This is a genomic window from Rhizomonospora bruguierae (assembly GCF_018397995.1).
In the GTDB taxonomy this organism is placed as follows: domain Bacteria; phylum Actinomycetota; class Actinomycetes; order Mycobacteriales; family Micromonosporaceae; genus Rhizomonospora; species Rhizomonospora bruguierae.
The window spans coordinates 17,218-43,498 of record NZ_BBQH01000026.1; the positions used below are offsets into that span (position 1 = coordinate 17,218).

Sequence of the window (26,281 nt, forward strand, 5' to 3'; positions counted from 1 at the left end):
CGGCCCGCGACCGCGGCCCGCCCGGGGAAAGGAGTCCGCCGTGCGCATCGGTCTGATTTCCACGCCGTGGACCGTGCTCCCGCCGCCCGCGTACGGCGGCATCGAGAGCGTGGTCGACGGGCTCGCGCGCGGGTTCGCGGCGGCCGGGCACGAGGTGCTGCTGGCCGCGTCCGGGGACAGCACCATGCCGGTACCGCTGGTGCCGGGCATGCCGCCGGCCGATCCCGGCGGAACGTGGCTGACGGAGGCCGAGCTGGGCCACGTGGTGCGCGCGTACCGGGCGATGGCCGGGATGGACGTCATCCACGATCACACCCTGGCCGGCCCGCTGTACCTGCACCGGCCGGCGGGCGTGCCGGTCGTGACGACCAACCACGGCCCGTTCCGCCCGGAGCTGTGGGACATCTACCGGGCGATGGATGGCCAGGCGGCGCTGGTCGCGCTCTCCCACCACCAGGCGTCCACGGCCAACGGCCTGCGCATCGCGCGGGTCATCCACAACGGCATTGATGTGGACGCGGTACCCGTGGGCGACGGCGCGGGCGGGTACTTCTGCTTCCTCGGCCGGATGAGCCCCCGCAAGGGTGTGCGGGAGGCCGCGCTGGTCGCCCGCGCGGCCGGCGTGCCGATGCGCATCGCGGCGAAGATACAGGACCGGAACGAGCAGGAGTACTACGAGAACGCGGTCGCGCCGCTGCTGACCTCCGATGTGGAGTTCGTCGGCGAGCTGGGCGCGCGGGAGAAGTACCGGTTGCTCGGCGGCGCCACCGCACTGGTGAACCCGATCCAGTGGCCCGAGCCCTTCGGGCTGGTGATGATCGAGGCGCTCGCCACGGGTACCCCGGTGGTGGCCACGCCGGCCGGTGCCGCACCCGAGATCGTCGACGACGGCGTCACCGGCTTCCTGCGCGCGGACGTGGCGGCGCTCGCCGCCAGCCTGGGTGAAGCGGGCGGCCTGGACCGGGCCCGGTGCCGCCGCGAGGTCCGCGGCCGCTTCACCGCGGCCCGCATGGTCGCCGACCACCTGGGCCTGTACGCCGACCTGCTGAACCGGTAACGCGGGCGGGTGCGGATTTCCGGGAATGTGCCACCCGTATACCGGAAGGTCTTTGAAAGTTTCGGCACCCTGGCTATATTGACGGTTATCCATTAGCCGACGAGCAGGGGGCGATGTGAGACCTGTCATGGGCCGAGCGGTGACGGCGGCCGCGGTCGCCGCGGTGTGCGCGGCGGCCACCTTCCTGGTATTCAGGGCGCAACCCGCGGGCGCCGCCGACGAACAGCCGTGGACGATGGGCGGCCAGAACATCAGCAACACCCGATCCAATCCGAGCGAGTCGATCCTCAGCACGTCGACCGTCGGGGGCCTGACGCTGAACTGGAGCTACACCACCCGGGGCGACGTGTCCGCGACCCCGGCCGTGGTGGACGGGGCGGTCTACTTCCCCGACTGGGGCGGCTACTTCCACAAGGTGGACGCGAGCACCGGCGCGGTGATCTGGTCCCGTGCCGTCTCGTCGTACGTGGGCGCCAGCGGCACGGTGGTGGCCCGCACCAGCCCGGTCGTGGTGGGCAACACCGTCTACATCGGTACCCAGACCGGGGCGCGGGTGCTGGCCATCGACACCGCCACCGGCAACCTGAAGTGGAACACCCAGGCCGACTCGCACCCGGACGCCATCCTCACCGGCGGCGCCGTCTACTACAACGGCGTGCTGTACGAGGGCGTCTCCTCACTGGAGTTCTCGCACGCCACGGAGCCCGGCTACGACTGCTGCACGTTCCGCGGCAGCCTGGTGGCCATCGACGCGGCGACCGGGGCGCTGAAGTGGAAGTCGTACACCCTGCCGGACCAGGGCCCGGGCGGCGACATCTACAGCGGGGCCTCCGTGTGGGGCACCACGCCGAGCATCGACCCGGCCAGCAACTCGATCTTCGTCGGTACCGGGCAGAACTACTCGGTCCCGCAGAGCGTGGAGCAGTGCCAGGCCAACGGCGGCACGCCGGCGCAGTGCCTGGCGTCGTGGAACCGCAAGGACTCCATCGTCGCGATGGACCTGACCACCGGCGCGATCAAGTGGGCCACCGGGCCGGCCCGCTTCGACGTGTGGAACTTCGCCTGCCTGCAGGGGCCGTCCCCGCAGAACTGCCCGAACCCCGGCCCCGACCATGACACGGGCGAGGGCACGCACCTGTTCGATCTGCCCGGCCCGAACGGGACGACCCGCCGCGCGGTCATGGCGGGCCAGAAGAGCGGCGACGTGTGGATGCTCGACGCGGCCACCGGCGAGATCATCTGGGGTACCTCGGTCGGCCCCGGCTCGACCCAGGGCGGCATCGAGTGGGGCACCGCCAACGACGGGCAGCGCATCTTCTTCACGGAGAGCAACGCCGGTAACGAGAGCCACCGGCTGCCGAACGGCCAGACGATCAACTACAGCTCGTTCGGCGCGCTGGACGCGCGGACCGGGCAGGTTCTCTGGCAGGTGCCCGAGCCGCACGGCGGGCGCTCGATCGGCCCGGTCACGTACGCCAACGGCGTGGTCTACGTGGGCTCGATGAACAACTGGATGTACGCGCTGGACGCCAACAACGGCCGGGTGCTGTGGCAGTACCAGGGCGCGGGCTCGTCCAACGCCGGGCCGGCGATCGTCGGCGGCAAGCTGTACTGGGGCAACGGGTACGCGCGTGGCGGCACCGCCAGCACGCGGTTCTACTCGTTCCGGGTCCCGGGCTCCCCGACGAACTCGCCGACCGCCACGCCCACCGCCACGCCGACCAGGACGCCGACCGCCTCCCCGACCGTCTCGCCGACGGTGTCACCGACGGTCTCCCCGACCGTCCCGCCGACGACGCCGCCGAACGGCGCGTGCGGCGCCACGTACGTCATCGTCAACCAGTGGCCGGGCGGGTTCCAGGCCGAGGTGACGGTGCGTGCCGGCAGCCGGGCGATCAACAACTGGACCGTCACGTGGACGTTCGCCAACGGCCAGACGGTCTCGCAGTTCTGGAGCGCCACCATGACCACCAGTGGCGCCAACGTCACCGCGCAGAACGTCTCCTACAACGGCGCGGTGCCGGCCAACGGCAGTACCTCGTTCGGCTTCCTCGGTGCCTTCACCGGGAGCAGCAACGCGGTTCCGACCCTCACCTGCGCCGGCTCGTAACGCCGCACGGATCGAGGCCGGGGGCGGTCGGTGCCGACCGCCCCCGTAGCCGGGGACCGCCTCGCCGGATCAGCCGATGAGCTGACCAGCCTCCGCGGCGGGTCCGGCGACGTGACTCGGGTCCAGCACCCGCGACAGGAACGAGCGGGTCCGCTCGTGCCGCGGCCTGCTGAGCACCTCCGCCGGTGGGCCCTGCTCGACGATGCCGCCGCCGTCCATGAACACCACCCGGTCGGCGACGTCGCGGGCGAAGGTCATCTCGTGCGTGACCACCATCATCGTCATGCCGTCCTCGGCGAGCCCGCGCATCACGGCCAGCACGTCACCGACCAGTTCCGGGTCGAGCGAGGAGGTGGGCTCGTCGAAGAGCATCAGTTGGGGGGCCATCGACAGCGACCGGGCGATCGCGACCCGCTGCTGCTGGCCGCCCGAGAGCTGGGCCGGGTACGCCGCCTCCTTCTCGAGCAGGCCGACGCGGGCCAGGTGCTCCCGGGCGATCCGCTCGGCGCCGGTGCGGTCCCGGCGCAGCACCCTGCGCTGGGCGACGGTGAGGTTGTCCAGCACGGTCAGGTGCGGGAACAGGTTGAACGCCTGGAAGACCATGCCGATGCCGCGGCGCACCGTGTCGATGTCGACGTCCGGGTCGGTGACCTCGACCCCGCCGACCCGGATCCGGCCGGCGGTCGGCTCCTCCAGCAGGTTGACGCAGCGCAGCAGGGTCGACTTGCCCGACCCGGAGGGCCCGATCACGCAGACCACCTCGCCGTGGCCCACGTCGAGGTCGATGCCCTTGAGCACCTCGATCCGGCCGAACGACTTGTGCAGCCCCCGGATCTCGATGGCGGGCTGGTGCGGGCGCGCGCTCATGGAGCAGATCACCTGGCCTTCGCGTAGCGCAGTTCGAGGCGGCGCACCACCTGCGACAGTGGCAGCGTGATGAGCAGGTAGGTCAGGCCGGCGACGAGCAGGGGAGTGGCGTTGACCATGTCGTTGAGGGTGTCCCGGCCCATCTTGGTGATCTCGATGGTCTGCGCGGTCACCCCGAGCAGGTAGGCCAGCGAGGAGTCCTTGGTCAGCAGGATCAGTTCGTTGGTCAGCGGTGGGATCACGATCCGGAACGCCTGCGGGATGATGATCGTGCGCATCGCGGTGAGGTACGACATGCCGAGCGTGCGCGCCGCCTCCATCTGCCCCTTCGGTACGGCCTGGATGCCGGCGCGGATGGTCTCGGCCATGTACGCCGCGGCGGTCAGTCCGAGGCCGATCGCGACCTGGCCGATGACCCCGCCGGGGATCTCCCGGTCCGGGAACGCGATCGGGATGCCGTACCCGACCAGGAACAGCACCAGCAGCGCGGGCAGCCCGCGGAACAGTTCGATGTACGCGGTGGCCACCCACCGGTACGGCGCGACCCGGGACAGCCGCATCAGCGCGAGGACCGTGCCGAGGATCAGGCCGAAGGCGAACGCGGCCACGGTGTAGACGACGGTGTTCCGCAGGGCCACGACGATGACCCTGGGGAACATCGAGGCGATGATGTCGGTGCGGAAGAACGCCTCCCGTAGCCGCCCCCAGTCCGCGGCGGAGAGCACCGCGGCGACGACGGCGGCGAAGACGGCGTACTGGAGCAGGAGGATCAGCCGCTCACGTTGGCGGCGTCGCAACTTCACTCGTCGGCGCTCCTGGCGGGAAGGAGGGGGTTAGCGGGCGGGCGCCTTGCCGATCCACCTCTCGTAGATCTGGTGGTAGGTGCCGTCCTGCCGGGCCCGGCCGAGCACCTCGTTGATCTTCTTGAGCAGTTCCGGGTTGTCGTCCTTCTTCACCGCGAAGCCGTACTGCTCGCCGGTGTCGAACTCGGCCGTGACCTCGAACCCGCCGGGCTGCTCCTTCAGGTACTCGGTCCACACGGGCAGGTCGCTGACGCCGGCCTCGACCTGGCCGTTGGCCACGCCCTGCTGGAGTGCGGCGAGATCCTCGAACTCGACGAGGATCAGGCCCTTCTCCTTCTCGAACTGGCGGACGTAGTCGCGCGCCGTGGTCGCGGACTGCACGCCGACCCGCTTGCCCCGCAGGTCGTCGAGCGACCGGTACGGCTTGCCGGCCTTGACCAGCATCGCCTGGTTGGCGGCGAAGTACGGGTCGGAGAAGTCCAGGACCTTCTTCCGGTCCTCGGTGATCGTCATGCCGGCCGCGGCCGCGTCACACTTGCCGGTGTTCAGATCCTGGCCCGACTTGATCCCCTCGAACGGCGTGTCGACGATCGCCTGCTCGACGCCGAGTTCCTTGGCGACCAGGTCCATCACGTCGATGTCGAACCCGATCACCTTGCCGCTGGTGTCCTTCGACTGGAAGGGCGCGTAGGGCAGGTGGGTGCAGACGGTGAGCTTGCCCTTCGCGACGAGCTTCACCCCGCTGGCCTGGGTCTCGCCCTGGTCCTTCTTCGCGCACCCGGTCAGGGCGAGGGCGGCGATGGCGATGACGAGGCCGGCCCTGCGCACGGTGGTAGCTAACCTCACGGCGGTTCCTTCCGGTTCGGCCGCTGGTGGGGGCCCGCGGCGGCGGCCAGGCTGTGCGGTCGACGGCCGGGCGCTGCCACCCGGTTTCGCGACGGTACATCTCGGCGTCGGACCGTACGCCATCGCCCCCTGTGGAACGTCCGCGACGCGCCGACGGCCGGCGCAGCTACCGACGCGCCGGTCGTCATCGGGCTGTTGACCTCGGAAAACAGGCTTGCCGTGACCGTCCCTTCCGGATCGCCCGCGACCGTCTCTTCCGGACTTTGCCCGCACGGCCGTCCCTTCCGAACCGTGGGCGTGGTCGTCCCGGCCGGGCCCGCGTGCCGAGCGGCGCGGCGCCGGGTCTCACTCCGTGCCGAGGGCCTCGACCACGGGGCGGCGGACGGCGCGGCGGGCCGGCAGCACCGACGCGGCGAGGGCGGCCACGATGGCCACGGCGAGGATGACCCCGAGCCGATCCCACGGCAGGACCACCGCGAACTCGCCGCCGATCGCGTTCAGCAGGCCCATTCCGCCCGCGCTCACGGCGGTGCCAAGGCCGATCCCGAGCAGCGCGCCGACCAGCGAGATCAACACCGCCTCGACGGCCAGCATGACCCGCATCCGGGTCCGGGTCAGGCCGACCGCGCGCAGCAGCGCGTTCTCCCGGGTGCGTTCCAGGACGGACAGCGTGAGCGTGTTGGCCACGCCCACCAGGGCGATCACGACCGCCAGGCCGAGCAGCGCGGTCACGAACCCGAGCAGCGTGTCGACCGTGCCGGTCAGCGACTTCTTGTACCCGGCCAGGTCCATGAAGGACACCGTCGGGTAGTCCGCGACCACCGCGTCGACGGCGGCCTGCCCGGCCTGCTCCGTGACCCCGGCCGCGAGGTCCAGGTCGGCCCGGTAGCCACGGGCGTCCGGGAACAGCGCGGCGAAGTCGGCGTCGGGCAGGGCCACGTTGTGCCCCGGGGGCACCGCGCCGGTCCGGTCGTCGGCGCCGCGCTTCATCACCACGACCGCCGCGACGGTGAACTCCCGGCCCCCGACGGCGAGCCGCGATCCCGCCCGCAGGCCGCGCTCCCGCGCCAGCGGCTCGTCGACAACCGCCGCGCCGGCGCGCAACCGGGCCACGTCGCCGTCCACCACCCGCTCCACCATCCGGGCCAGCAGCACCGGGTGCGCGGCGGCCACCCGCACCCCGCCGGACACCCGCGTCCGCTGCTCGTGCACGATGCTCAGCTGCGGCAGCGCCCGCAGCCGGGGCAGGAGCGTCGCCGGCAGGTGGTCGGCCGTCGAGGTGAGCACATAGTCCGCACCCACCTCGTTGTCCACGCTGCGCTCGATGCCCGCCTTGGTGCTCTGCGCGCCGACCACGAACGCGGCCACCAGCCCGACGCCGATGACCAGCGCGGTGGCGGTCGCGGAGACCCGGCGCGGGTTGCGCACCGCGTTGGCCACGGCCAGGCCGCCGGCGGCGCCGAACACCCGCCGGACCGGCCAGCCCAGCAGCCGCACCAGGGCGGGCACCAGCACCGGGCCGAACAGCACGATGCCCGCGAAGGCGAACACGCCGCCCGCGGCGACCGACAGCGGGCTGCCCGTGGCGCCGGCGGACACCAGCGCCGCGACGCCCAGGGCCAGGGCGGCGGCGCCGAGGCCGAGCCGCACCCATCCGGCACCCCGCGCGGGCTGGACCGCGGCGTCGGTGAGCGCGGCGACCGGGGGCACGCGGGTCCCCCGCCAGACCGGCGCCAGCGCGGCGCCGACCGTGATCGCCACGCCGGCCACCAGCGGCACCGCGAAGCCGGAGCCGGTCAGCGTCAGCCGGCCCGCGATCGGCGTGCCCATCGCCCGGAGCAGGGCGTGCACGCCGGCCGCGATGCCCACCCCGGCGGCCACCCCGGCCAGCGACGCGACCAGGCCGGTCAGCGCCGACTCGAGCAGTGCGGAGCGGAACACCTGCCCCCGGGTCGCACCCAGCAGGCGGAGGAGCGCCGTGCGCCGGGTCCGCTGGGCGAGCACGATCGTGAAGGTGTTGGCGATGACGAAGGCGGCCACCAGTACCGAGATCGCGGCGAAGGCCAGCAGCGCCGACTGGAAGCGGCCCACGTCGCGGACCGCCTCCCGCAGGCCGTCGTCCAGCAGTTGCCGGTGGGTGCGCACGACCGCCTCCGCGCCGACCACCGCCCGTACCCCGGCGGCCAGGTCCGTGTCGGAGACTCCGGGCCGCGCCGCCAGCAGGATGCGGCTGTACCCGTCGGCGCCGGTCACCGCCAGCGCGTCCGGGCCGGTCAGTCCGATGTAGGCGCCGCCGTAGTCGCGTACGCCGCCGGCCACGTCCACCACCCCCACCAGGGTGTACCTGCCGGCCGCGCCGCCCTCCCCGCCGATGCGCACCGGCTCGCCGAGGGTGAACCGCTGCCTCTCGACGGTCCGGGTGTCCAGCACGGCCTCCCCGGTGCGCTCCGGGAACCGGCCCGCGGCGAGATCGTACGACCGGAGACCGGCGTCGGCGGGCACGCTGGCCACCACGGAGAAGCCCGGCACCGGGCGGCCGTCCCGACCCACCACACCGCCGCCGCCCAGCACCTCGCCCTCGGCGGCGCGGACCCCTTCGACCGCCCGCACCCGGTCGACCACGGCCGGCGGGATCGTCGTGTCGTCCCCGTACCGGACGGCCACGTCGGTGTGTCGGTCGAACCCGCCGACCCGCTCGTACGAGGCCGCCCGCATCCCGTCCGTGACCATCAGGGTGCCGGCGATGAACGCCACGCCGAGCACGATCGCGATCGAGGGCAGGGCCAGCCGCAGCGCGTCCGCGCGCAGCGAGGACAGGGTCATCTTCACGACGTCGACGCTATGGGCGGCACGCCCCGGTGGCCTCCGCCCGCGCTCTCGATCCGTGTGCCTCGCCGGTCGCGACGCGCCGCCCGGCGCCTCCCCCTCAGGTCGCAGGCGCCGTGCGACCGGAGGCGGTCAGGGCCTGCTGGCGAGCTGGGTGAGGTTCCCGCGTCCTGGTCGTCGACGAAGACGCTGGCCAGGTTGATGCGGATCATGTTTCCTCCCGAGGAATGGGCCACCGGTCGGCGACCGCGCGCAGGGGGGCGAAGTCGGCGTGGTGGACCTTGTACCGGCCGCGCCGTTCGGCCGTGACCAGCCCGGCGGCAGCGAGGATGTCGAGGTGCTGGGAGACCGCCTGGCGGGAGGAGCCGATGCCGTGCCGGGCCGTCAGGCGCGCGCAGAGTTCGACGAGGGTCTGCCCGTCCCGCTCGGCCAGCTCGTCGAGGATCGCCCGGCGGGTGGGGTCGGCGATCGCGGCGAAGATGTCGGTCACGCCTGGGTGCGCGCGGATTCCGGCGCGGGCATCGTGGACTCCCTTCCCGGCCGGCGGGTGCCGGCACCACCGGCCACAATAGGCAAGTAGGAGCTTGCGTGTCCAGTCCGTGCGCCGACCCGACCCTCAGGCGCCCGGCCTGACCAGCCCCGTCTCGTACGCCAGCACCACCACCTGGACCCGGTCGCGCAGCTCCAGCTTCGTGAGGATCTTGCCGACGTGGGTCTTCACGGTCGCCTCGGCCACGTGCAGCCGCTGCCCGATCTCGGTGTTCGACAACCCCTGCGCGACCAGCAACAGCACCTCCCGCTCGCGCTCGGTCAGCTGGCCCAGCCGAGGGTCGGCGGCCGGGCCCGGCCCGAGCTGGCCGGCGAAACGCTCCAACAGCCGGCGGGTGATCGGCGGGGCGACCACCGAGTCGCCGCTGGCCACCACCCGGATCGCCGTCAACAGTTCCTCGGGCGGCACGTTCTTCAGCAGGAATCCGCTGGCGCCGGCGCGCAGTGCGGCGAACGCGTCGGCCTCGGTGTCGAACGTGGTGAGCACCAGCACCCGGGGCCGCTGGCCAGCGGTGGCGTCCGCCCCCTGGCACAGCCGCCGGGTCGCCTCCACGCCGTCCATGATCGGCATCCGGATGTCCATCACCACCACGTCGGCCGGCGTGGCGGCCAGCAGCCGCAGCGCGTCCGCCCCGTCGACCGCCTCGCCGACCACCTCCATGTCGGACTGCGCGCCCAGCACCATGCGGAACCCGGCGCGCACGAGGGCCTGGTCGTCGACGATCACCACCCGGATACTCACGCCACCTGTTCCTCCGCTCGTGGCGACGGCGGCCGGGGCAGGCGCGCCGTCACCTCCCAGCCCCCGCCCGGGCGCGGCCCGGCGTGGAAGCTGCCACCGTACACGGCCACCCGCTCCCGCATGCCGACCAGTCCGTGCCCGCCCGAGGGCGCCGCCCCGGCCGCCCGGCCCGCGCCGTCGTCGACCACGCGCAACACGACGGCGTCGCACGCCCGGCAGTCGAGCGTCAGGTCGACGCTCGCGCCCGCGCCGCTGTGTTTGAGCGCGTTGGTCAGCGCCTCCTGGGCCAGCCGGTACACCGTCAGCGCCAACCCCGTGGGCAGGTCGCCCGGCGATCCGCCGACCGTGCCGTGGACGGTGAGCCCGGCCGCTCGCGACCGCTCCAGCAGCGAATCCAACTCGTCCAATGCGGGCGGGCGGCGTCCGGTTCCGGCGGTCGCCGGCTCGGCCCGGTCCCCGTCCGGCGGCCCGGCCGCGCGCAGGACGCCGACCAGCAGGCGCATCTCCTCCAGCGCCTGCCGGCCGGTCTCCGCGATCGCCCGCACCGCGCCGCGGGCCGTGTCCCGGTCGCGGTCCAGCGTGTAGCCGGCGCCGTCCGCCTGCACGATCATGACTGCCAGGCTGTGCGCGACCACGTCGTGCAACTCCCGCGCGATCTGCGCCCGCTCCTCGACCACCGCCGCGCGGGCCCGCGCGTCCCGTTCCCGCTCCAGGGTCGCCGCCCGCTCCTCCAGGCTCAGCACGTACAGCCGCCGGGTCCGCACGTTCAGCGCGGCGAGCCAGACCGCCCCGCAGACCAGCGCCAGGTACAGCGCGTTGGCCCACCACAGGCCGACCGGCAGGGCCCACGCCCCGAGCACGGCCCCAACGGCGGCGCCGGCGCCGGCGATGAGCCCGTCCCGCAGCCGCCTCGCGTACTTCACGACGCTGTACATGGCGATCAGCACGGCCACGTCGTACGGGCGCGGGCCCGACCCGAACGCCGTCTGCAACAGCGCCAGGGCACCCACAGCGACGGCCGTCGCGGACGGGTGCGCCCGCCGGAACAGCAGCGAGGCCGCCATCGCGAGCCCGACCAGGGCCACCCACCACTGCTGGCCCGGCGCCAGGACGCCCAGCCCGGCCAGCACCGCCACCCACCCGGAGACGGCGGCGTCGAACAGGATGCCGCGCAGCGGGCGGCCGAAGGCGGTGCGTGCCACGGCCACCGAGCCTAACGGGCGCGTCGCGGGTCCGCGGGGCGCCGGCCGCGGGCGGCGGTCAGCCGCCACCACGCGAACGCCAGGGCACCGATGAGCACCTGCGGGACGAACGTGGCCGCGCGCCAGGTGATGTCCACCGCCAGCGCCTGGCTGGCGGTCGCCCCGAAGACGGCGAGCAGGCCGATGAGCGTGGCATCGACGGTGCCCAGTCCGCCGGTCGAGACCGGGATGAACGCCACGATCACCGAGAACGAGTAGGCCGCCAGCGACTCGGCCCAGCTCACCCGGAAGTCGGTGTGGCTGCCGCGCTCGAGCCCCTGCAACGCGACGAGCAGGATCGCCCACGAGGCGAGCAGGGGCAGGACGGACGAGCCGATGACTGCCGGCCACCGGTGGCGCATGACGTCCACGACGGTGGACCGGAAGTCCAGGATCCTGGCGGCGACGCGCACGCCGCGGCGGCGGATCAGACGCCCGGCCACCCGGTTGAGGAGCCGGTCCAGCGCGCCGCCGACCGCGCGGGCCCCGCGCTCGCTGTGCAGGACCACCGCGATGCCGGCCAGGGCGGCGCCGGCCACCAGGGCGACGGCCACCGCGATCGACACGTAGTGCCAGGTGGCCTCCCCGGTCAGCAGCAGCGCCAGGACGCCGACGGCCGGCATGACCAGGGTGGCCAGGACATTGAACACCGTGGAGATGGCGGACGCGCTGGCGGCCTTGCCGGGCCCGAACCCGTAGCTTTCCAGCATCCCGTACTCGACGCCGAGGCTGAGGGCGCTGCCGCCGGGCAGCGCGTTGCTCACGGCGAAGGACGACTGGTCCACGACGAAGGCGGGAAAATACCGCAGCCGGGGCAGCGCGGCCTGCATCGGCCACGCGCCGATCGCCACGTTGGCGGCGGCGGCCGCGGCGAGCGCGGCGACGAACGGTGCCGGCATCCGCCGGATCGCCGACCACGCCTGCGAGTAGTGGGCGAACCGCGGGAAGATGCCGGCGAAGACCGCCACGAGCACGCCCGCCGTCACCGCCGACGCGAGTGCGGCCCGCCACCGGTGACGGCGGCGCCTGGACGGGCCCCCGCGACCGGTCCCCTCACCCGCGGGATCCCCGGTCATCACCCCATCCTGGCCGACGCCCCCGCCGCCCGCGGCGCAAACGGCGGTGGCGAGCCGCTCGCGCGGCTCGCCACGGTGTCGGTGGTGCGGTTCGGGTCAGATCAGCCAGCGGTGCTTCTGGACGAGGGGCAGTTGGGCCCAGCGGCGGCCGAGGCCCCAGGTGTGCCCGGCGTAGGCGGCGGCGAGCAGGACCACGACGACCGCGTACACGAGGTGGTAGTCGGTCAGCGGGTTGGTCGAGCCGGTCGGGGCGCCGGCGCTGGTGTACTGGGCGAGCGGGAACTCGGTGAGCCACATCATGCCCATGATCAGGGCGCCGGAGGCGGCGGCGACCCGCAGGCCCACCCCGGTGATCAGCGCGATGCCGACCGCGGCCATGCCGACCATGAACAGCGTGTTGGCCCACCAGGTGCCGGCGATGGCGTGCGCCACCGACTGGGCGGGGCCGACGTCCACCGAGGCCAGGAAGCCCTTGGTGGGGGAGCCGCCGTTGATCCACGCCTTGGCGGCCGGGGTCGAGTAGCCGAGGCCGAACGTCTTGTCCAGGAACGCCCAGAGGAAGACGAAGCCGGTGGCGACCCGCAGCACGGCCAGCGCACGGGCGGCGGTCTTGGTCAGCATGTGCCCGGGCACCTCGGCGCGCTCGAGCGGGGTGGTGACGGTGCGGGTGGTGCTCTGGATGGTCATCGTGGCCCCTCCATCCCTCTCTTTCGACACCACAAGCATCAACCGGTTGCGCCCGGCGGCGCCCGGGTCGGAGCGCACCGAACGCCGGGACCAAAGTCCCCTCGATCCGGCCCCTGCGCCCGGGACGGGGCCGCCGCCAGGGCCGAACGACCCGGCGGGAGTCGTCCTCCGGCCCCTGCCCGCCGGGGTCCGCCCGGGTGATCATGGAGGCAGGTTCTTTCCATCGCTGGGAGGTAGCCATGACGCAGGTTTTCGCGATTCCGGTTCCCCAGATCCGCGTCCACGGCGGGGAGGCGGCGACGTGGCAGGAGTACGCGATCGAGAAGGTCGCCACCGTGCTGCGGCAGGCGCCCGGGCCGGTGCTGCACGTCCGCCTGCTGCTCGACGCGTTCGGGCGGGGCGGTCGCGCGGAGGCGCACGTGGACGTCAACGGGGTGACGGTGCACGCGCACGCGATGGGCGGGACCGTGCAGGAGGCCATCGACCTGATGCAGGACCGGCTGCGCGGCCAGGTGCGCCGGATGCGCCGCCGGCCCACCGACCGCTTGACGCGTTGAGCGTTTCTCCGGTGCGCGCCACGGTCTGCCCGCTCTACGGTGTCCTCAGCGCAGAGGGGTGTCCTCGGCGCTGAGGGCACGGGCGGGACGAAGCGGGGGTCGGCAGGCGTGTGTGGATCGGTTTCGGCGATCGGGCTGGAGGACCGCGAGCGGGAACTGTGGCCCTACCTGCGGGAGCGGCTGCGGCGACCGGGTCACCTCATGGCCATCATGCGGGGCGTGCTCGGGGACGTGGAGGTCGCGGCGGTCGTCGCGGTGACGCCCCAGGGCGCGGTGACGACGCTGGCCCTGTTGACCACCGCCGAGACGATCGCCCAGGAGATCCACCTGCCCCCGCAGGACCGGGACCGGCCGGGGGTGCGGCGGGGCCGGATCGGTGACTACGACGTCGACGTCCTGGTCGGCGCGGGCCCGGACGGCGTGACGCGGCCGTTGGCGGTCCTCGCCACGCCGTGGATCGAGCAGCACCTGCTGCTGTACGCCCGCACGCTCTGGCACCGGCGCCCCGCCCGGAGCACGGGTCCGGCGGCGGCTCAGCGGCCGGCCAGCAGCGGCACGGCGATCAGCGCGCCCACCACGGCGACGCCGAGGAACAGCCAGGCCACGTAGTCGCCGACGTGGCCGCTGTGCAGCCGGTGCAGCAGTTCCACCGGGGCGGGGGAGCGGACCGGCCCCCGCCACCCGGCCCGCCGGGGCCGGTACACGCCGAGCAGCGCGACCGCGACCGCGAGCGTCACCGAGACCAGGCCCAGTACGACACCGGTGGTGGTCCAGCCGAGCCCGGGGAGCGGGGCTACCGGGGTCGGCGGCGCGGCGTCCAGGGTCTGCCCGGCGTAGCCGGTGCGGTCCAGGAACATCCGGGCGGCCCGGCCGGCGGCCACCCACAGGGGCGGCACCACGCCGGGCAGGGCACCGGCGAGCAGCAGCAGCACGATCGCGGCCAGCATGGTCCGCGGTACCGCCCGCACCAGGGAGGGCGTCTCCGGCTGCTCGCCGCTGCCCTGCGTCTCGCTGGCCGGTGGCTGCGGCGGGTGGCCCAGCCCCAGGAAGACCCGCAGGCCGGCGCGGAGCACCGCCCCGCCGGTCACCGCCGAGCCGACGACGAACGCGGCCACCAGCCACGGGTAGCCGGCGCGGCCGGCGGCGTCCTCGGCGACCGCCTTGCCGATGCCCGGACCCAGCGGCGGCGCGCCGGCCAGCGCGACCCCGCCGGCGAGGAAGAACCAGCCGCCCGGGTCCCGGCGGCTGCCGCGCCCGAACAGGTCCCGCTCGTCGACGCTGCCGAACCGGTCCAGCAGCAGCCCGGTCACCAGGAACAGCGCGCCCTTGATGCCGGCGTGCCCGAGGACGTAGAGCGCGGCGCCGGCCACCGAGCCGGGGGTCAGCACGGCGAACGCGACGACGAACAGCCCGGTGTGCGCGATGGTCGAGTAGGCGAGCAGCCGCTTGATGTGCCGCTGGATCAGGCACATGCCGGAGCCGACCGTCACGGTGAGCAGCCCCGGGACGAGCAGCGCGGTGCGCAGTACCCCGCCCGGCAGAACCCCGGCGAAGGCCGTGGTGTAGACCCGGGCGACCGCGTACACGCCCAGTTCCACCATGACGCCGGACATGAGCACGCAGATCGGGGCCGGCGCGACGGCGTGGGCGTCGGCCAGCCAGAAGTGCATGGGTGCCACCGCGGCCTTGACCAGGAAACCGGTGACGACGAGCACGAACGCGACGATGACGAGCGCGTCGGCCCGCTGGCCGCCCAGCGCCCGGCCGATCCGGGCCAGCCCGAGTTCGCCGGTACGCGCGTAGATCAGGCCCACGCCCATCAGGGACAGGTACGCGCCGAGCGAGTTGATGACCGCGAACGTCAGGCCGCCCTGGACGGAGTCGGGCTCCTCGATCCGCAGGGCGGTCAGCGCGTACGCGGCGGCACCCATGAGTTCGAAGAAGACGAACATGTTGAACAGGTCGCCGGTGAGCGCGAACCCGACCAGTCCGGCGAGGAACAGCAGCACCAGGGTGTGGTAGTGCGCCTGGAGGGAGGCCAGGTACCGCCAGCTGTACAGCATCGCCACGGCGGTGAGCAGGCCGGCCAGGCAGGCCAGGCCGGCGCCGAGCGGGTCGGCCACCAGGACGACGCCGACCGAGCGCCCGCCCACCGGCGACCAGCCCCCCGACCAGGTCACGGCCCGGCCGCCGAGCGTGCTGGCGGCCAGGAACCCGGTGGTCGCGGCGACGCCGGCCGCGGTGGCCGTGGCCAGCACGTCGATCACGAGGCGGGGAGCCCGCCGCCCGGCCACCAGGACCACGCAGGCGGCGAGGATCGGCGCGACGACGGCCAGCGGCGCCAGCGCGGAGCGGGACATCAGCCCCTCAGGCGCGTCAGGGCGTCCGGGTCCACCGTGCGGTGCCGGGCGTGTACCTGGATGGACAGGGCCAGCAGCAGGGCGGTGACGGTGGCCGAGACCACGATGTCGGTCAGCGCCATCGCCTGCACCACCGGGTCGACGACCCGGGTGCTCGGCGCGGGCCCGCCGGCGAACACGGGTGCGGGGGCGCCGCTCTGGTACCCGACGGCGAGCAGCAGCACGTAGGTGCCGCTCTGGGCGACCGACAGCGACACCACGGCGTGCACCAGGTCCCGGCTGCGCACGATGCCGAACGAGCCGACCAGCATCAGCCAGCCGGCGACGGTGTAGGCGTACCAGTGCACCGCCGCCTCAGCCCTTCCCGTCCCGTTCGGACGCGATGCGCAGGGCCTGATCCAGGAACTGGGCCAGCAGCACCACCACGCCGCCGGCGACCGCGACGCCGACGGCGATGTTGAGCAGGGGCACCGTGCCGCCGGAGAGCAGGTCCGCGAACGACCCGTGCGGCAGCACGTTGGCGAGGAAGCCGGCGCCGGTGGCCAGCCCGCCCACGCCGATGCCGCCGAACGCGGCGGTGCTCAACCCCTCGGACCACCGGTACCAGTGCAGCGGGCGCAGGCGTTCCAGGGTCTCGTACCGGCTGGCCAGGTACAGCAGGTGCAGTCCGGTGGCCAGCACCACGCCACCCTGGAACCCGCCGCCCGGGGTGAGGTGGCCGTGCACGACGACGTCCAGCCCGATCAGCAGCGTCCCGGGCAGCACCGCCACGCTGACCAGCGTCACCGCCGCCAGCGCCCGGTCGTCGCCGGCCAGTTCCCGGCGGACGTCCCCGGTCGACGCCCGCAGCACGATGGTCGCCCCGACCACCGAGGCGAGCAGGATGGTCTCCTCGACCAGTGTGTCCAGGCCGCGCTGGTCGAAGTTGATCGACGAGACCACGTTCGCGGTGGCGTTGCGCAGGGCGGCCGCCACGGCGAGGTCCCGGTACGGGTGGCTGGCGGTGCCGAACGGCGGTGCCCCGGCGATCGCGAGCCCGAACAGCGGCGCCAGGACCGCCGCCGCGACGCCGAACATGACCAGCCGGACGGTGCGGCTCACGGCGGGTTCCGGTCGATCTTCCGGACGGCGAGCATCACCATCAGCGGCACGACCGCGGTGCCGACGGCGATCTGCGACAGCGCCACGTCCGGCGCCTGGAGGACGAAGAACAGCACCGCCAGCGCCAGCCCGAACAGCGACAGGGTCACCGCCTGGCGCCCCGGTTCGGCGGTACCGGCGACCGCGGCGCCGCCGAGGGCCACCAGGGTGAGCGCGGCGCCGATGAGGATGGTGTTCACCCCGGTCGCCCCTCGCCGTCCGGGCTCTGCTTCCGGGCCGCGTGCGCGGTCGCGGCGGCGAGGACCGGTCCGGTCACGGTGAGCACGAGCACGGTGAGCAGGGTCAGCGCCGAGGCGAGGTGCCAGCCGGCGTCCACGGCCAGCCCGACGCCGATCAGGGGCGCGCCGACGGAGGTCACCGGCGTGAGAAAGTGCAGGCGCGCGAGCAGGTCGCGGGGGCGTGCCGCACCGGCGGTGGCGGCGAGCGCGACCACCGTGCCGGCCCCCACCAGGACCTGGGCCACGAGGTGCCGCCCGCTCACCCGCGCAGGCCGATCAGGCGGACGAACACCAGGGTGCCGGCGAACGACAGGACCGCCAGGACGAGCGGCACGATCAGGTACGACGACGCCCCGTACCCGTGGGACAGTTCGAGCAGCACCAGCACCGTCAACGCGCTGCCCAGTTCGAGGCCGACCAGCCGGTCCAGGGCGCCGCGCCGCGACCCCAGCAGCAGGGCCGGGGCCAGGCCGCCCAGCATCAGCACCAGCGCGGCGAGCAGCCAGGAGGTCACCCGGTCACCGCCCGGCTGGCGTCGGGCGGGCCACTGCCGAGTGTGTGCAGCAGCACCGGGCCGCCGTCACGCGGCCAGTCCACCACCAGCGTCCCGGGCGACGCGCAGATGATGGGTGTGCCCCAGGCGCGGCGGGCGGCGGCGCGCGCCGGTGGCTCCGCGGCGGGCCGCCGCTCGACGAGGTGCCCGTCCCGCCGCCGGGGGGCGAGCGGCAGCAGCCGCGCGGTGTCGACCGGTATCGACACCGCCAGCCGGCCCAGCCACGCGGCCCACCGGGGATCGGGTCGCCAGCAGGCAGCGACGGCGCGCCGCCCGGCGATCGCGGCGGCGGCGCACAACCCGGCGCCGGCGGCGCCGGTGACCAGGTCGAGCAGGTCGAGGCCGGACAGGGTGGCCGTCCAGACCAGGGTCAGCCCGATCCACCACGCCGCCAGTTCGACGGCCGGTCCGCGACGCACGGCGCACACCGCCCGCCGGCCGTTACCGAACATCGGCACCTCCACACTCCCGGCCAGGGGCGGCTACCCGCGGTACCCGGGCCGAAACGTGTGGTTCGGGCGGTTCTATGCCGGTCCGTCCCTGGTGGGGTCTCCCGCTGCGGGAGGTGCCGGTGATGCCGCAAGGGCTACGCGTCCTCGGCGAACGGCGGAACGATCAGCCGAACTGCCGACCTCCCGGGCGATGTGTCAGCCGCCGCAGTCTATCCAGTGACCGCTGAGCCAGGCGCTGCCCGTCAGGGCGACCGGTGTGACGGTCCGGACCGTGATGGGCGCCGGGCCGGCGTTGACCACTGCCAGTTGCGCGGACAGGTGGATGACTCCCGTGGGGCCGACGCTGCCGGCCACCAGTGCTGCGGGGAAGGCGACGAGCTTGATGGAATCGGCCCGGCGGCCCGACCACCTCGCCGCCGCGTTCGCCCGCACCGGTGCCCGGCTGTTCTACTGCCAGCCGCTTCACGCCAACCCGCACGGCGCGACGCTGGCACCGCACCGCCGGTCCCACCTCGCCGCGTCCGTCCGCGACGCCGGCGCGTTCCTGATCGAGGACGACTACGCCCGGGACCTCACCATCGACGGGGACGCCCCGCCGCCGCTGGCCGCCGACGACCCCGACGGTCACGTCATCTATCTGCGCTCCCTGACCAAATCGACCGCTCCCGGCCTGCGCGTGGCCGCGATCGGCGCGCGCGGCCCGGCCGGCGCCCGGCTGCGCGCGGCCCGGCTGCTCGACGACTTCTTCGTCGCCGGCCCGCTGCAACAGGCCACGCTCGACTTCGTCACCGCCCCGGCGTGGACGCGTCACCGCCGCGCCCTGCGCACCGCGTTGCGCACCCGCCGCGAGGCGCTGCGGCCGCGCTCCAGCGGCACCTGCCTGAGCTCGCCCCGCAGCCGATCCCGCGCGGCGGCCTGCACCTGTGGGCCAGCCTGCCCGAGGGCACCGACGACGTCGCGCTGGCCGCCGCGGCGGCCGCCGAAGGCGTCATCGTCTTCCCCGGCCGTCCCTGGTACGCGTCCGAGCCGCCGGCGCCGCACCTGCGCCTCACCTACGCCGCGGCCCCGCCCGACCGCATGGACGAGGCCGTCCGCCGCCTCGCCCGCGCCCTCCGGAAGGCGCGGGAGTGATCACCGCCGCCGTACTCCCCGTCTCAAGGCGCGATGCCGCACCGCCGCCCCCTTCGCCGTCTCCCCGGGCCGCCGCATCCCGAGGGCGCCCGTCGCCGTACCCCCGGAGCTTCGCATGCGCATATTCAGATCACTCGCCGTCCTCTTGGCGCTCGCCGCCCTGCCCGCCGCGTGCGGCGGGAAAGCGATCTGCTCGGGTCGCTGGTCCGGTGCCGCCGCCGCGGCGTATGCGGCGAGCGCGGGTTCCGGCGCCCGGCGGCTGGAACCGGTCGGTGGGGCCGGCGCCCGGTCCGCATCTCCATCCACTGTGGATACCGCGGCAGTGGTCGCGACGGTGCAGCGGGAGACGCTGCCGCTGGAGGTCAGCTACTTCCGTTCGGTCGCCCGGTTGCGCCGTGCCCTGGCCGCCAAGGAGGAACTGTGGCCCGCCGTGCTGGGCCGGCCCGAGTCCGGCATCCGGGGCCGGGGCCGCTCCCGCGAGGCCGCCGCCCCGGTCGCCGCCGCCCGGTGGATGCACGTCGCGTCGCTGGCCCGGTCCCAGACGCGGGGCATGCACGTGCTCGCCGAACACCCGGAGGACGTGCCGGTCATCGCCCGGCAGAGCGACTGCCAGACCTGTTTCATGTGCGAGGCATACTGCCCCGCCGACGCGGCTCTACGTCTCCCCGGTTGCCGACGAGCCCGAGCAGGTCGACGAGGACGCGCTCGCGGCCGCGGGGCTGCTGGGCAGTTGGCGGTCGCGGCTGGGTTGGCACAAGGGGCAGACGCGGCTCGCCGCCATCGACACCACCCCGTTCCTGCACCGTATCGAGCCCGTCCCGCTGGACGGCTGAGCCTTCGAGGAGGCACCATGCCACCCGTGAACTCGCAACTCGTCCCGCCGGGCGCGCCCCTGCCGGAGTTCGTCCTGCCGGACGTGGCCGGCGCCACCGTCAAGTCCACCGACTTCGGCGGGCCCGCCCTGCTGGTCGCGTTCCTGTCCAACCACTGCCCGTTCGTGCGGCACATCGAGCGGCGCCTCGCCGAGGTGACCGGTGAACTGGCGGGCCGGGGTCTGGCCGTGGTCGGCATCGCCAGCAACGACACCGACATCAAGCCCGATGACGACGTCGCCGGCCTGCACGAGCAGGTCGACCGGGCCGGCTTCGCCTTCCCGTACCTGGTCGACGCGGCGCAGCAGACGGCGAAGGACTTCAACGCCGCCTGCACGCCCGACTTCTTCCTGTACGGCGTGGACCGCAGGCTCGCCTACCGGGGTGCCTTCGACGGTGCCTGCCCCGGCAACGGCATCCCGGTCACCGGCGAGCTGCTCGCGGCGGCGGTCGACCTGGTCCTGGCCGGCCGGCCGGTGCCCGAGCCGCACGTGCCCAGCCTGGGCTGCGGCATCAAGTGGTCGCCGGGCAACGAACCGGGCATCGTTGTCCACTGACGTCGCGACGGCCAGCGGCCGCGGCCTGGGGGCGCACGGCTCGCCCGGCCGCGGCCGCCTGCTCAGCATCGCCCTGATCGTCGGCGGCCAGAGCTTCCAGGCCCTCGCCTCCGGCGGTATCGCGCTGTTCCTGCCCCTGATCCGCACCGACCTGGGGCTGAGCTTCGCCCAGGCGGGCACCCTCGCCGCGGCCAGCACTTTCGTGTACGCGCTGATGCAGGTGCCGTCGGGCTTGCTCAGCGACCGGTTCGACCCGAAGCGGCTGTTCGTCGCCGGGCTGCTCGGCACGAACCTCGCCACGATGCTGCTCTCCGTCGTCCCCTCGTACCCCGGTCTGCTGGCCGTGCAGGCCGGCTCGGGGTTCTTCCGGGCGCTGGTCTTCGCCCCGGGCCTGATGCTCATCCGCACCCAGTTCCCCGACAACCGGCGCGCCACCGCGATGGGCCTGTTCGTCGCGGGCGGCTTCTCCTCCAGCATCGCGCTGAACCTGCTCGGTCCGCTGCTGGTCGGGCCGCTCGGCTGGCGGGCCCTGTTCGCGGTCTTCGGCGCCCTCGGCCTTGCCACCGCCATCGCCTACCACTGGGCCGGCACCGGCGTACCCCGCCGCTCCGGCCACGGCGCGACGCGGGTGCGGTGGCGTGTTCTCCGCCACCGTGTGGTGTGGCTGACCGGTCTCATCCAGTTCGTCCGGCTCGCGCTCGTCCAGGGCTCCGCCGCCTGGCTGCCCACGTACGTCGTGGTCGAGCGGGGGCAGTCGCTGTCGACGGCCGGCCTGGTGGTCGCCCTCGGCGCGGCCGTCACGGCGCCGGCGAACATGGTCGGCGGGTGGCTGTCCGACCGGCTGAACCGCCCCCTGGCGGTGATCGGCGGCTCCCTGGCCGTGTTGGCCGCCACGTTCGCCGCCCTGCCCGCGGTGCCCGGGCTGCCCGCCCTGCTGGCCGTGCTCGCGGTGCAGTCGGTGTTCATCCAGGTCTACTTCGGACCGTTGTTCGCCGTGCCGATGCAGTACGTCGACCCGCGGGGCGCCGGGCTGGTCACCGGCTTCGGCAACTTCTGCGCCAACCTGGGCGGCTTCGCCTGCACCTACCTGCTCGGCGCCCTGATGGACGCGACCGGTTCGTTCGCCACCGGCTTCGGCATCATGGCCGGCATGGCGGCCCTCGCGCTGGCCACCACGCTGGTACTGGCCCGCTGGGCGGCGGCCGCCGGCCGCCGGTGAGGACGGTGACCCGGGTGGTCACTTGACCCGCCACGCGACAAGCCCCAGCCCGTCGCGACGGGCTGGGGCTTGTCGAATCTCGATTGCCGGCCTACTACATGTAGACGCGCGCGCTGCAGCCCTCGTTGTCCTCGCAGACGACGAAGCTCGCGATCGCGTGGGACTCGCTGTACCTGGTGCAGCCCGTGGCACTGCCGTTCTTGTCCTCGAAGCTCATGACGATCAGCGGGGACCCGACGAGGTTGAACTTACCCCACACGCCATGGCCATCGGATTCGTTGTCGCAGACTTCCTGGGTCGAGGAGGTGCTGCTGTAGTTGGTGACGCAGGCCCGGTCGTAGCCGTGGTACGCGCACTTGGTCGTCGCCGCGTGCGCTACGCCTGGCAGTCCGGCGACCGCCAGGGCGATGCCGAGCGCGGAAGCTCCTATCGCGCGGCTGAGCATTCTCTTCATCTGTCCCCCGTGTCGGACGGCACCGTGCGGCGCACAGTGCGATGTGTACTGATCAACGGATCTTATGGAGGGTCATATCCAAGGTCAACTCTCTCCGGAAACGCAGCCCGCCCCCGAGCCTGTCTGGCGTTACCCGCTGTGGTTCGCCCGGTACTCGTCAGCGACTCTCCCGAGAGCGCCCTCGCAGCGATGCTCTTCGCGCGGCGATAGGCCGCCCGGCACGGACGGCGATCGCGGGGGAACCGCCGGGCCGCCAGCGGAGATGCCCACTGGGCGGCCCGGCGGGCGTTCTCAGCCGGCGGCCCGCACGAACTCGGTCGTGTAGGTCCTGCCCAGGTCGATCTGGTCGGCCTTCGCCTTGACCGCCTCGTTCGACGGCTTCAGGACATCGAGTACGGTCTGCGGGCCGTCGGCCGGCATCACGCCGTCGGCGGTGAACATGCCCTTGGAATCGTTGATCGACTGCTCGTAGAGCTTCGGGTCGGAGCCGGCGAAGTCGGCCGGCATCTCCGTGGCGATCTCCGCGGCGCTGTGCGTGTCGATGAACTTCAGTGTCTTGACGACGCGTTGACCATCTTCTGGATGGTCTGCTTGTGCTGGGCGACGAAGTCGCACGGCATGTAGAGGGAGGAGCCAGGGTAGAGGCCGCCGAGCGCGGCCCGGGTGCCCTCCTGCGTCCGCATCTCGATGAAGACCTTCCCCTTGCCGGAGCTGGTCAGCTTGGCGATCGTCGGGTCGGTGGTCATGCCGGCGTCGATACCGCCGTTGTCGAGGGAGGCGATGAACTGCGGACCGGCCCCCGCCTTGACCGTCGTGTACCGCGAGGGTTCCACGCCGTTGCGGACGGCCAGCGCGCGGGTGATCATGTCGGTCGAGGAGCCCATGCTGGTGACGCCGAGCTTCTTGCCGGCGAAGTCCTTCGCTGAGGTGATCGTGCCGGCCTTGCCGGTCGCGACGACCTCGGCTTCGCCGGGAACGTCGGCGAACTGCACGACGCTTTCCACACACTTGCCCCTGGCCTGCAGGTCGACGGTGTGGTCGTAGAAGCCCACGACGCCGTCGACCTGGCCGGCGAGCATGACGTTCTCCGCCTGGGCACCGGACGGCTCGCTGAGCAGTTGGACCTCGACGCCGGCCTCCTTGAAGTAGCCGAGCTGCTCGGTGAGCTTGGCCGGCAGGTAGATGACCTTGTCCAGGCCGCCGACCATGATCTTGATGGTGCTGTGCTGCTCGCCGCCGTCGCCGGCCGCGGGGGCCGGATCTCGTCGACGTCGCGGGGCCGGGGCAGGTCCACCGTGACGATCGTCTTGACGGTGGCCGGTGCCGCGGTCATCACGACGACCCGGTCGGCCAGGGCGATCGCCTCGGTCAGGTCGTGGGTGACGAAGACGACCGCCGCGCCGGTGCCGACCCACAGCCGCAGCAACTCGCCCTGCATCAGTTCGCGGGTCTGCACGTCGAGCGCGCCGAACGGCTCGTCCATGAGGATGATCTCGGGCTCGGTGATCAGGGTCTGCGCCATCGCCACGCGCTTGCGCATGCCGCCGGAGAGTTGGTGCGGGTAGTACCGCTCGAATCCGGCGAGGCCGACCGTGTGGATCCAGGTCTGCGCGCGGGCGCGGGCGTCGGTCTTGGCGATGCCCCGGTAGCGCAGGCCGAGGGCGATGTTGTCGCTGACCGTGCGCCACGGCAGCGTCGCGTCCTGCTGGAACATGTACCCGACGGTGCGCGGGATCCCGGTGACGGGCGTTCCGGCGACGGTCACGCTTCCCCCGCTGGTGGGTTCGAGGCCGGAGATCAGCGACAGGGTGGTCGACTTGCCGCAGCCGGTGGGACCGACCACGGCGACGAACTCGCCGTGTGCCACGTCGAACGTGACCTCCCGCATCGCGGTGAACGAGCCGCCGTTCGCGGATGGGAAGATCTTGGTGGCCCGATCCAGCCGGATGGCGGGTGTGTTCTGGGTCATAGCGGCCGACCGTAGCGGTGACGAAGAGATTTCCGCGCGGTTACGTCCATTGCGCGGCCAACTCGCGTACATCCCTTTCTGCGCGTTCTGCTCACCACGTTTATGCAGGTAGCGTGATGCCGTGAAGCGACGCCCGCTGCGCTTGGCCACGCAGACGATGCTGTTGCAGGTGGTTGTGGTCGCCGTGGTGGCCGGCGCCGGGTTCACGCTCGCCACCCTGCTGCTGCGCACCGAGTTGGAGCGGCAGTACGAGCAGCGGGCGCTGGCCATCGCCCGCTCGGTCGCCCAACGTCCCGGGCTCGGGGACGAGGTCGGCGCCGGCACGCCGGCGGCCACCGGTGAGGTGCAGCGGTACGCCGAACAGGTGCGCGGGGCCAACGACGCGTTGTTCGTCGTGATCGCCGACCGCGACGGGATCCGGTTCTCGCACACCGACCCGCGGCTGATCGGCGAACACGTCAGCACCGACCCGTCCGGGCCGCTGTCCGGCCGCGAGGTGGTCAGGGTCGAGCGCGGCACCCTCGGGCTGTCCGCCCGCGGGAAGGTCCCGCTGCGCGACTGGTCCGGGGCGGTCGTCGGCGAGGTCAGCGTTGGTATCGACGCCGAGGAGGTCGACAACCGCCTGCGGGAGTTGCTGCCGGCCGCGGAGATCTTCACGGCCCTGGCCCTGGCCGCCGGCGTCGGCGGGGCGGCGCTGCTGGCCGTCCGCCTCAAACGGCGCCCCTTCGGGCTGGAACCCACGGACCTCGCCGATCTGGTCCGCGAGCAGGTCGCCGTCCTGGAGGGCGTACGCGACGGGGTGCTCGCGGTGGACGCGGAGGGGCGGGTGAGCGTCGCACCGCAGGGAGATGTGATGACCAACGGGGCAAACAGCCCTCTGACACGGCGATCCGCCAGGAGCCGTCGGAGTGCTTCGTCGGTTGCGAGGTGTCGTGGCGACGATCCACATTGCCACTGACGACGCTGATGAGGCGCCCATCAGGTGCGGTGAGGTCTATTTTCCCCATCGGCTCACCGTGCTGCACGATCCGGCGCGGTTCCACATGGCGCTGTCCGCGATGCGCGTCGGACCGATCTCGGCCGGTCTGCTGTCTTACTCGGGCGAGGTGCGGCTTGTCTGCGGCGAGCTGGAGACCGGGTACGAGGTCAATGTTCCGATGAGCGGCTCGTTGCTCACGCGTACCGCCTACGGCGAGGTATGCGCCAGTCCCCACCTGGCTGCCGTCTACAACCCCGACAGTCCAGCGATGCTGCACGGCTGGGCGGACGGCGGTAGCCTGTTCGGGCTGAAGATCGACAGACCGGCGCTGGAATCGCACCTGGCGGACCTCGTCGATGTCCCCGTACGGACGGGGGTGCGGTTCGGCAGTGCCCTCGATCTGCGGCATGCTCCTGGCCGCCAGTGGTGGATGCTCGCCCGCTCGCTGGTCGAGCTGGCCCGTGACCCGGGCGGACCGCTGTCAGCGCCGATGATCGCGCGGCCGCTGAGCGAGAGCGTCATGACCGCGCTGCTGTATGCCGTAGACCACCCCTATCGCGACCAACTCGCCGAACCCCAGCGCCGAGCCGCCCCGGCGGCGATCCGCCGGGCGGTGCAGATGCTCGAAGACGATCCGGAACTGCCCTGGACGGTGGCCGACCTGGCCCGGCGGGCGGGCCTGAGCGTCCGGTCCTTGCAGGAGGGATTCCTACGTCATGTCGGGCCGCCGCCGATGACCTACCTGCGCGCCGTGCGCCTGCGCCATGTCCATGCCGACCTGCGGACCGCGGATCCGGCGCGGCAAACCGTGGCCCGGCTCGCCCTCCGATGGGGTTTTGGGCATCTCGGACGATTCGCGGCCGCTTATCGGAAGCGCTACGGGGAAACGCCATCCGCCACTCTGCATCGGACGGTGCACGGCCGGCCCACGCGAATCGGCCAGCGGCACCGCGCCGAGCGGATCGACCGCGAAGGGCCGTCGTCCTAACCTACGG

At 73.2% G+C, this 26,281-nt stretch carries 27 protein-coding genes and 1 pseudogene; 8 read left to right on the forward strand and 20 right to left on the reverse strand.

Translation table 11 applies throughout. From position 1 onward, the window contains the following. Positions 1–40 precede the first annotated feature (40 nt). Together KJS59_RS14845 and KJS59_RS14850 are read left to right on the forward strand one after the other, a co-directional pair. Positions 41–1,057: a glycosyltransferase family 4 protein gene (locus KJS59_RS14845; RefSeq protein WP_213453463.1), complete on the forward strand. Its 1,017-nt coding sequence runs from the start codon at positions 41–43 to the stop codon at positions 1,055–1,057. A gap of 127 nt (positions 1,058–1,184) precedes the next feature. Beyond that, a complete protein-coding gene (locus KJS59_RS14850) occupies positions 1,185–3,167 on the forward strand; it encodes an outer membrane protein assembly factor BamB family protein (protein ID WP_213453464.1) in 1,983 nt (660 codons plus the stop codon). A 69-nt stretch (positions 3,168–3,236) separates the two neighbouring features. Here the strand turns inward: KJS59_RS14850 and KJS59_RS14855 are convergent, their stop codons facing one another. From KJS59_RS14855 to KJS59_RS14895, 9 genes are all read right to left on the reverse strand, one after another. Then, on the reverse strand, positions 3,237–4,034 hold the full coding sequence (locus KJS59_RS14855; RefSeq protein WP_213453465.1) for an amino acid ABC transporter ATP-binding protein: 798 nt from the start codon (positions 4,032–4,034) through the stop codon (positions 3,237–3,239). Between the two features lie 8 nt (positions 4,035–4,042). Beyond that, a complete protein-coding gene (locus tag KJS59_RS14860; RefSeq protein ID WP_213453466.1) occupies positions 4,043–4,837 on the reverse strand; it encodes an amino acid ABC transporter permease in 795 nt (264 codons plus the stop codon). 30 nt (positions 4,838–4,867) lie between these two features. Then, on the reverse strand, positions 4,868–5,683 hold the full coding sequence (locus tag KJS59_RS14865) for an ABC transporter substrate-binding protein (RefSeq protein WP_213453467.1): 816 nt from the start codon (positions 5,681–5,683) through the stop codon (positions 4,868–4,870). Positions 5,684–6,028: 345 nt separating this feature from the next. Beyond that, a complete protein-coding gene (locus KJS59_RS14870; RefSeq protein WP_213453545.1) occupies positions 6,029–8,506 on the reverse strand; it encodes an ABC transporter permease in 2,478 nt (825 codons plus the stop codon). 211 nt (positions 8,507–8,717) lie between these two features. Continuing rightward, complete coding sequence (locus tag KJS59_RS14875; protein WP_213453468.1) at positions 8,718–8,999, reverse strand: ArsR/SmtB family transcription factor; 282 nt, start codon at positions 8,997–8,999, stop codon at positions 8,718–8,720. 126 nt (positions 9,000–9,125) lie between these two features. Continuing rightward, the gene (locus KJS59_RS14880) at positions 9,126–9,800 is read right to left on the reverse strand and encodes a response regulator (RefSeq protein ID WP_213453469.1); all 675 of its coding nucleotides are present in this window, start codon (positions 9,798–9,800) and stop codon (positions 9,126–9,128) included. Beyond that, a complete protein-coding gene (locus KJS59_RS14885; RefSeq protein ID WP_213453470.1) occupies positions 9,797–11,002 on the reverse strand; it encodes a sensor histidine kinase in 1,206 nt (401 codons plus the stop codon). Before KJS59_RS14885 ends, KJS59_RS14880 begins: the two co-directional genes overlap by 4 nt. 11 nt (positions 11,003–11,013) lie before the next feature. Further along, on the reverse strand, positions 11,014–12,117 hold the full coding sequence (locus KJS59_RS14890; protein WP_213453471.1) for a lysylphosphatidylglycerol synthase transmembrane domain-containing protein: 1,104 nt from the start codon (positions 12,115–12,117) through the stop codon (positions 11,014–11,016). 96 nt (positions 12,118–12,213) lie between these two features. Beyond that, positions 12,214–12,804 (reverse strand): DoxX family membrane protein, encoded by a 591-nt coding sequence (locus KJS59_RS14895; protein WP_213453472.1) that lies wholly within the window; start codon positions 12,802–12,804, stop codon positions 12,214–12,216. A 239-nt stretch (positions 12,805–13,043) separates the two neighbouring features. Between KJS59_RS14895 and KJS59_RS14900 the strand changes: the two genes are divergently transcribed. Together KJS59_RS14900 and KJS59_RS14905 are read left to right on the forward strand one after the other, a co-directional pair. Then, on the forward strand, positions 13,044–13,361 hold the full coding sequence (locus tag KJS59_RS14900) for an HPF/RaiA family ribosome-associated protein (RefSeq protein WP_213453473.1): 318 nt from the start codon (positions 13,044–13,046) through the stop codon (positions 13,359–13,361). Positions 13,362–13,469: 108 nt separating this feature from the next. Beyond that, positions 13,470–13,970, forward strand: coding sequence for a hypothetical protein (locus tag KJS59_RS14905; RefSeq protein WP_213453474.1), 501 nt, complete (start codon positions 13,470–13,472; stop codon positions 13,968–13,970). On the opposite strand, the gene KJS59_RS14910 is transcribed toward KJS59_RS14905, so the two are convergent. Genes KJS59_RS14910 through KJS59_RS14940 form a run of 7 tightly spaced genes read right to left on the reverse strand, consistent with a single transcriptional unit; the run spans position 13,895 to position 18,072 of the window. Next, complete coding sequence (locus KJS59_RS14910; RefSeq protein ID WP_249714190.1) at positions 13,895–15,721, reverse strand: complex I subunit 5 family protein; 1,827 nt, start codon at positions 15,719–15,721, stop codon at positions 13,895–13,897. The two genes, KJS59_RS14905 and KJS59_RS14910, sit on opposite strands and share 76 nt — an antisense overlap. Next, positions 15,721–16,068 carry a sodium:proton antiporter gene (locus KJS59_RS14915; protein WP_213453475.1) on the reverse strand — a complete coding sequence of 116 codons (348 nt, stop codon included), beginning with the start codon at positions 16,066–16,068 and terminating at the stop codon, positions 15,721–15,723. Before KJS59_RS14915 ends, KJS59_RS14910 begins: the two co-directional genes overlap by 1 nt. A 7-nt stretch (positions 16,069–16,075) precedes the next feature. Then, positions 16,076–16,822 (reverse strand): MnhB domain-containing protein, encoded by a 747-nt coding sequence (locus KJS59_RS14920; protein ID WP_213453476.1) that lies wholly within the window; start codon positions 16,820–16,822, stop codon positions 16,076–16,078. After that, positions 16,819–17,061, reverse strand: coding sequence for a Na(+)/H(+) antiporter subunit B (locus KJS59_RS14925; protein ID WP_213453477.1), 243 nt, complete (start codon positions 17,059–17,061; stop codon positions 16,819–16,821). The genes KJS59_RS14920 and KJS59_RS14925 overlap by 4 nt, the downstream gene beginning before the upstream one ends. Continuing rightward, positions 17,058–17,363: a monovalent cation/H(+) antiporter subunit G gene (locus KJS59_RS14930; protein ID WP_249714200.1), complete on the reverse strand. Its 306-nt coding sequence runs from the start codon at positions 17,361–17,363 to the stop codon at positions 17,058–17,060. The genes KJS59_RS14925 and KJS59_RS14930 overlap by 4 nt, the downstream gene beginning before the upstream one ends. Next, positions 17,360–17,614, reverse strand: coding sequence for a monovalent cation/H+ antiporter complex subunit F (locus KJS59_RS14935; protein ID WP_213453478.1), 255 nt, complete (start codon positions 17,612–17,614; stop codon positions 17,360–17,362). The genes KJS59_RS14930 and KJS59_RS14935 overlap by 4 nt, the downstream gene beginning before the upstream one ends. Then, on the reverse strand, positions 17,611–18,072 hold the full coding sequence (locus tag KJS59_RS14940; protein ID WP_213453479.1) for a hypothetical protein: 462 nt from the start codon (positions 18,070–18,072) through the stop codon (positions 17,611–17,613). Before KJS59_RS14940 ends, KJS59_RS14935 begins: the two co-directional genes overlap by 4 nt. A 415-nt stretch (positions 18,073–18,487) precedes the next feature. Here KJS59_RS14940 and KJS59_RS31180 point away from each other — a divergent pair, with 415 nt between their 5' ends. Beyond that, the gene (locus KJS59_RS31180) at positions 18,488–20,665 is read left to right on the forward strand and encodes a redoxin domain-containing protein (RefSeq protein WP_249714202.1); all 2,178 of its coding nucleotides are present in this window, start codon (positions 18,488–18,490) and stop codon (positions 20,663–20,665) included. Beyond that, the gene (locus tag KJS59_RS14955) at positions 20,655–21,884 is read left to right on the forward strand and encodes an MFS transporter (protein ID WP_249714204.1); all 1,230 of its coding nucleotides are present in this window, start codon (positions 20,655–20,657) and stop codon (positions 21,882–21,884) included. The genes KJS59_RS31180 and KJS59_RS14955 overlap by 11 nt, the downstream gene beginning before the upstream one ends. Positions 21,885–21,978: 94 nt before the next feature. Here the strand turns inward: KJS59_RS14955 and KJS59_RS14960 are convergent, their stop codons facing one another. From KJS59_RS14960 to KJS59_RS31190, 4 genes and pseudogenes are all read right to left on the reverse strand, one after another. Continuing rightward, positions 21,979–22,338, reverse strand: coding sequence for a hypothetical protein (locus KJS59_RS14960; protein ID WP_213453480.1), 360 nt, complete (start codon positions 22,336–22,338; stop codon positions 21,979–21,981). Between the two features lie 291 nt (positions 22,339–22,629). Next, positions 22,630–22,845, reverse strand: a complete 216-nt coding sequence (locus KJS59_RS31185) for a hypothetical protein (protein ID WP_249714206.1) — start codon at positions 22,843–22,845, stop codon at positions 22,630–22,632. Between the two features lie 41 nt (positions 22,846–22,886). Then, positions 22,887–23,546, reverse strand: a complete 660-nt coding sequence (locus KJS59_RS14965; RefSeq protein WP_249714208.1) for an ABC transporter substrate-binding protein — start codon at positions 23,544–23,546, stop codon at positions 22,887–22,889. A 320-nt stretch (positions 23,547–23,866) separates the two neighbouring features. Continuing rightward, positions 23,867–24,379: pseudogene (locus KJS59_RS31190) on the reverse strand (ABC transporter ATP-binding protein); the annotation flags it as partial. A 49-nt stretch (positions 24,380–24,428) separates the two neighbouring features. On the opposite strand from KJS59_RS31190, the gene KJS59_RS14975 reads away from it, so the two are divergent. Beyond that, a complete protein-coding gene (locus tag KJS59_RS14975; protein ID WP_213453481.1) occupies positions 24,429–25,265 on the forward strand; it encodes a sensor histidine kinase in 837 nt (278 codons plus the stop codon). After that, the gene (locus tag KJS59_RS14980; protein WP_213453482.1) at positions 25,240–26,274 is read left to right on the forward strand and encodes an AraC family transcriptional regulator; all 1,035 of its coding nucleotides are present in this window, start codon (positions 25,240–25,242) and stop codon (positions 26,272–26,274) included. Before KJS59_RS14975 ends, KJS59_RS14980 begins: the two co-directional genes overlap by 26 nt. Positions 26,275–26,281: the final 7 nt, after the last annotated feature.

Coding starts and splice junctions, on each gene's coding strand:
- KJS59_RS14855 (WP_213453465.1), bottom strand. CDS start 4,034: ATGAGCGCGCGCCCGCACCAGCCCGCCATCGAGATCCGGGGGCTGCAC.
- KJS59_RS14850 (WP_213453464.1), top strand. CDS start 1,185: ATGGGCCGAGCGGTGACGGCGGCCGCGGTCGCCGCGGTGTGCGCGGCG.
- KJS59_RS14910 (WP_249714190.1), bottom strand. CDS start 15,721: ATGTCCCGCTCCGCGCTGGCGCCGCTGGCCGTCGTCGCGCCGATCCTC.
- KJS59_RS14965 (WP_249714208.1), bottom strand. CDS start 23,546: ATGGTCGGCGGCCTGGACAAGGTCATCTACCTGCCGGCCAAGCTCACC.
- KJS59_RS31185 (WP_249714206.1), bottom strand. CDS start 22,845: ATGCCGGCCGACTTCGCCGGCTCCGACCCGAAGCTCTACGAGCAGTCG.
- KJS59_RS14900 (WP_213453473.1), top strand. CDS start 13,044: ATGACGCAGGTTTTCGCGATTCCGGTTCCCCAGATCCGCGTCCACGGC.
- KJS59_RS14890 (WP_213453471.1), bottom strand. CDS start 12,117: ATGACCGGGGATCCCGCGGGTGAGGGGACCGGTCGCGGGGGCCCGTCC.
- KJS59_RS31180 (WP_249714202.1), top strand. CDS start 18,488: ATGGAATCGGCCCGGCGGCCCGACCACCTCGCCGCCGCGTTCGCCCGC.
- KJS59_RS14960 (WP_213453480.1), bottom strand. CDS start 22,338: ATGAAGAGAATGCTCAGCCGCGCGATAGGAGCTTCCGCGCTCGGCATC.
- KJS59_RS14870 (WP_213453545.1), bottom strand. CDS start 8,506: ATGACCCTGTCCTCGCTGCGCGCGGACGCGCTGCGGCTGGCCCTGCCC.
- KJS59_RS14895 (WP_213453472.1), bottom strand. CDS start 12,804: ATGACCATCCAGAGCACCACCCGCACCGTCACCACCCCGCTCGAGCGC.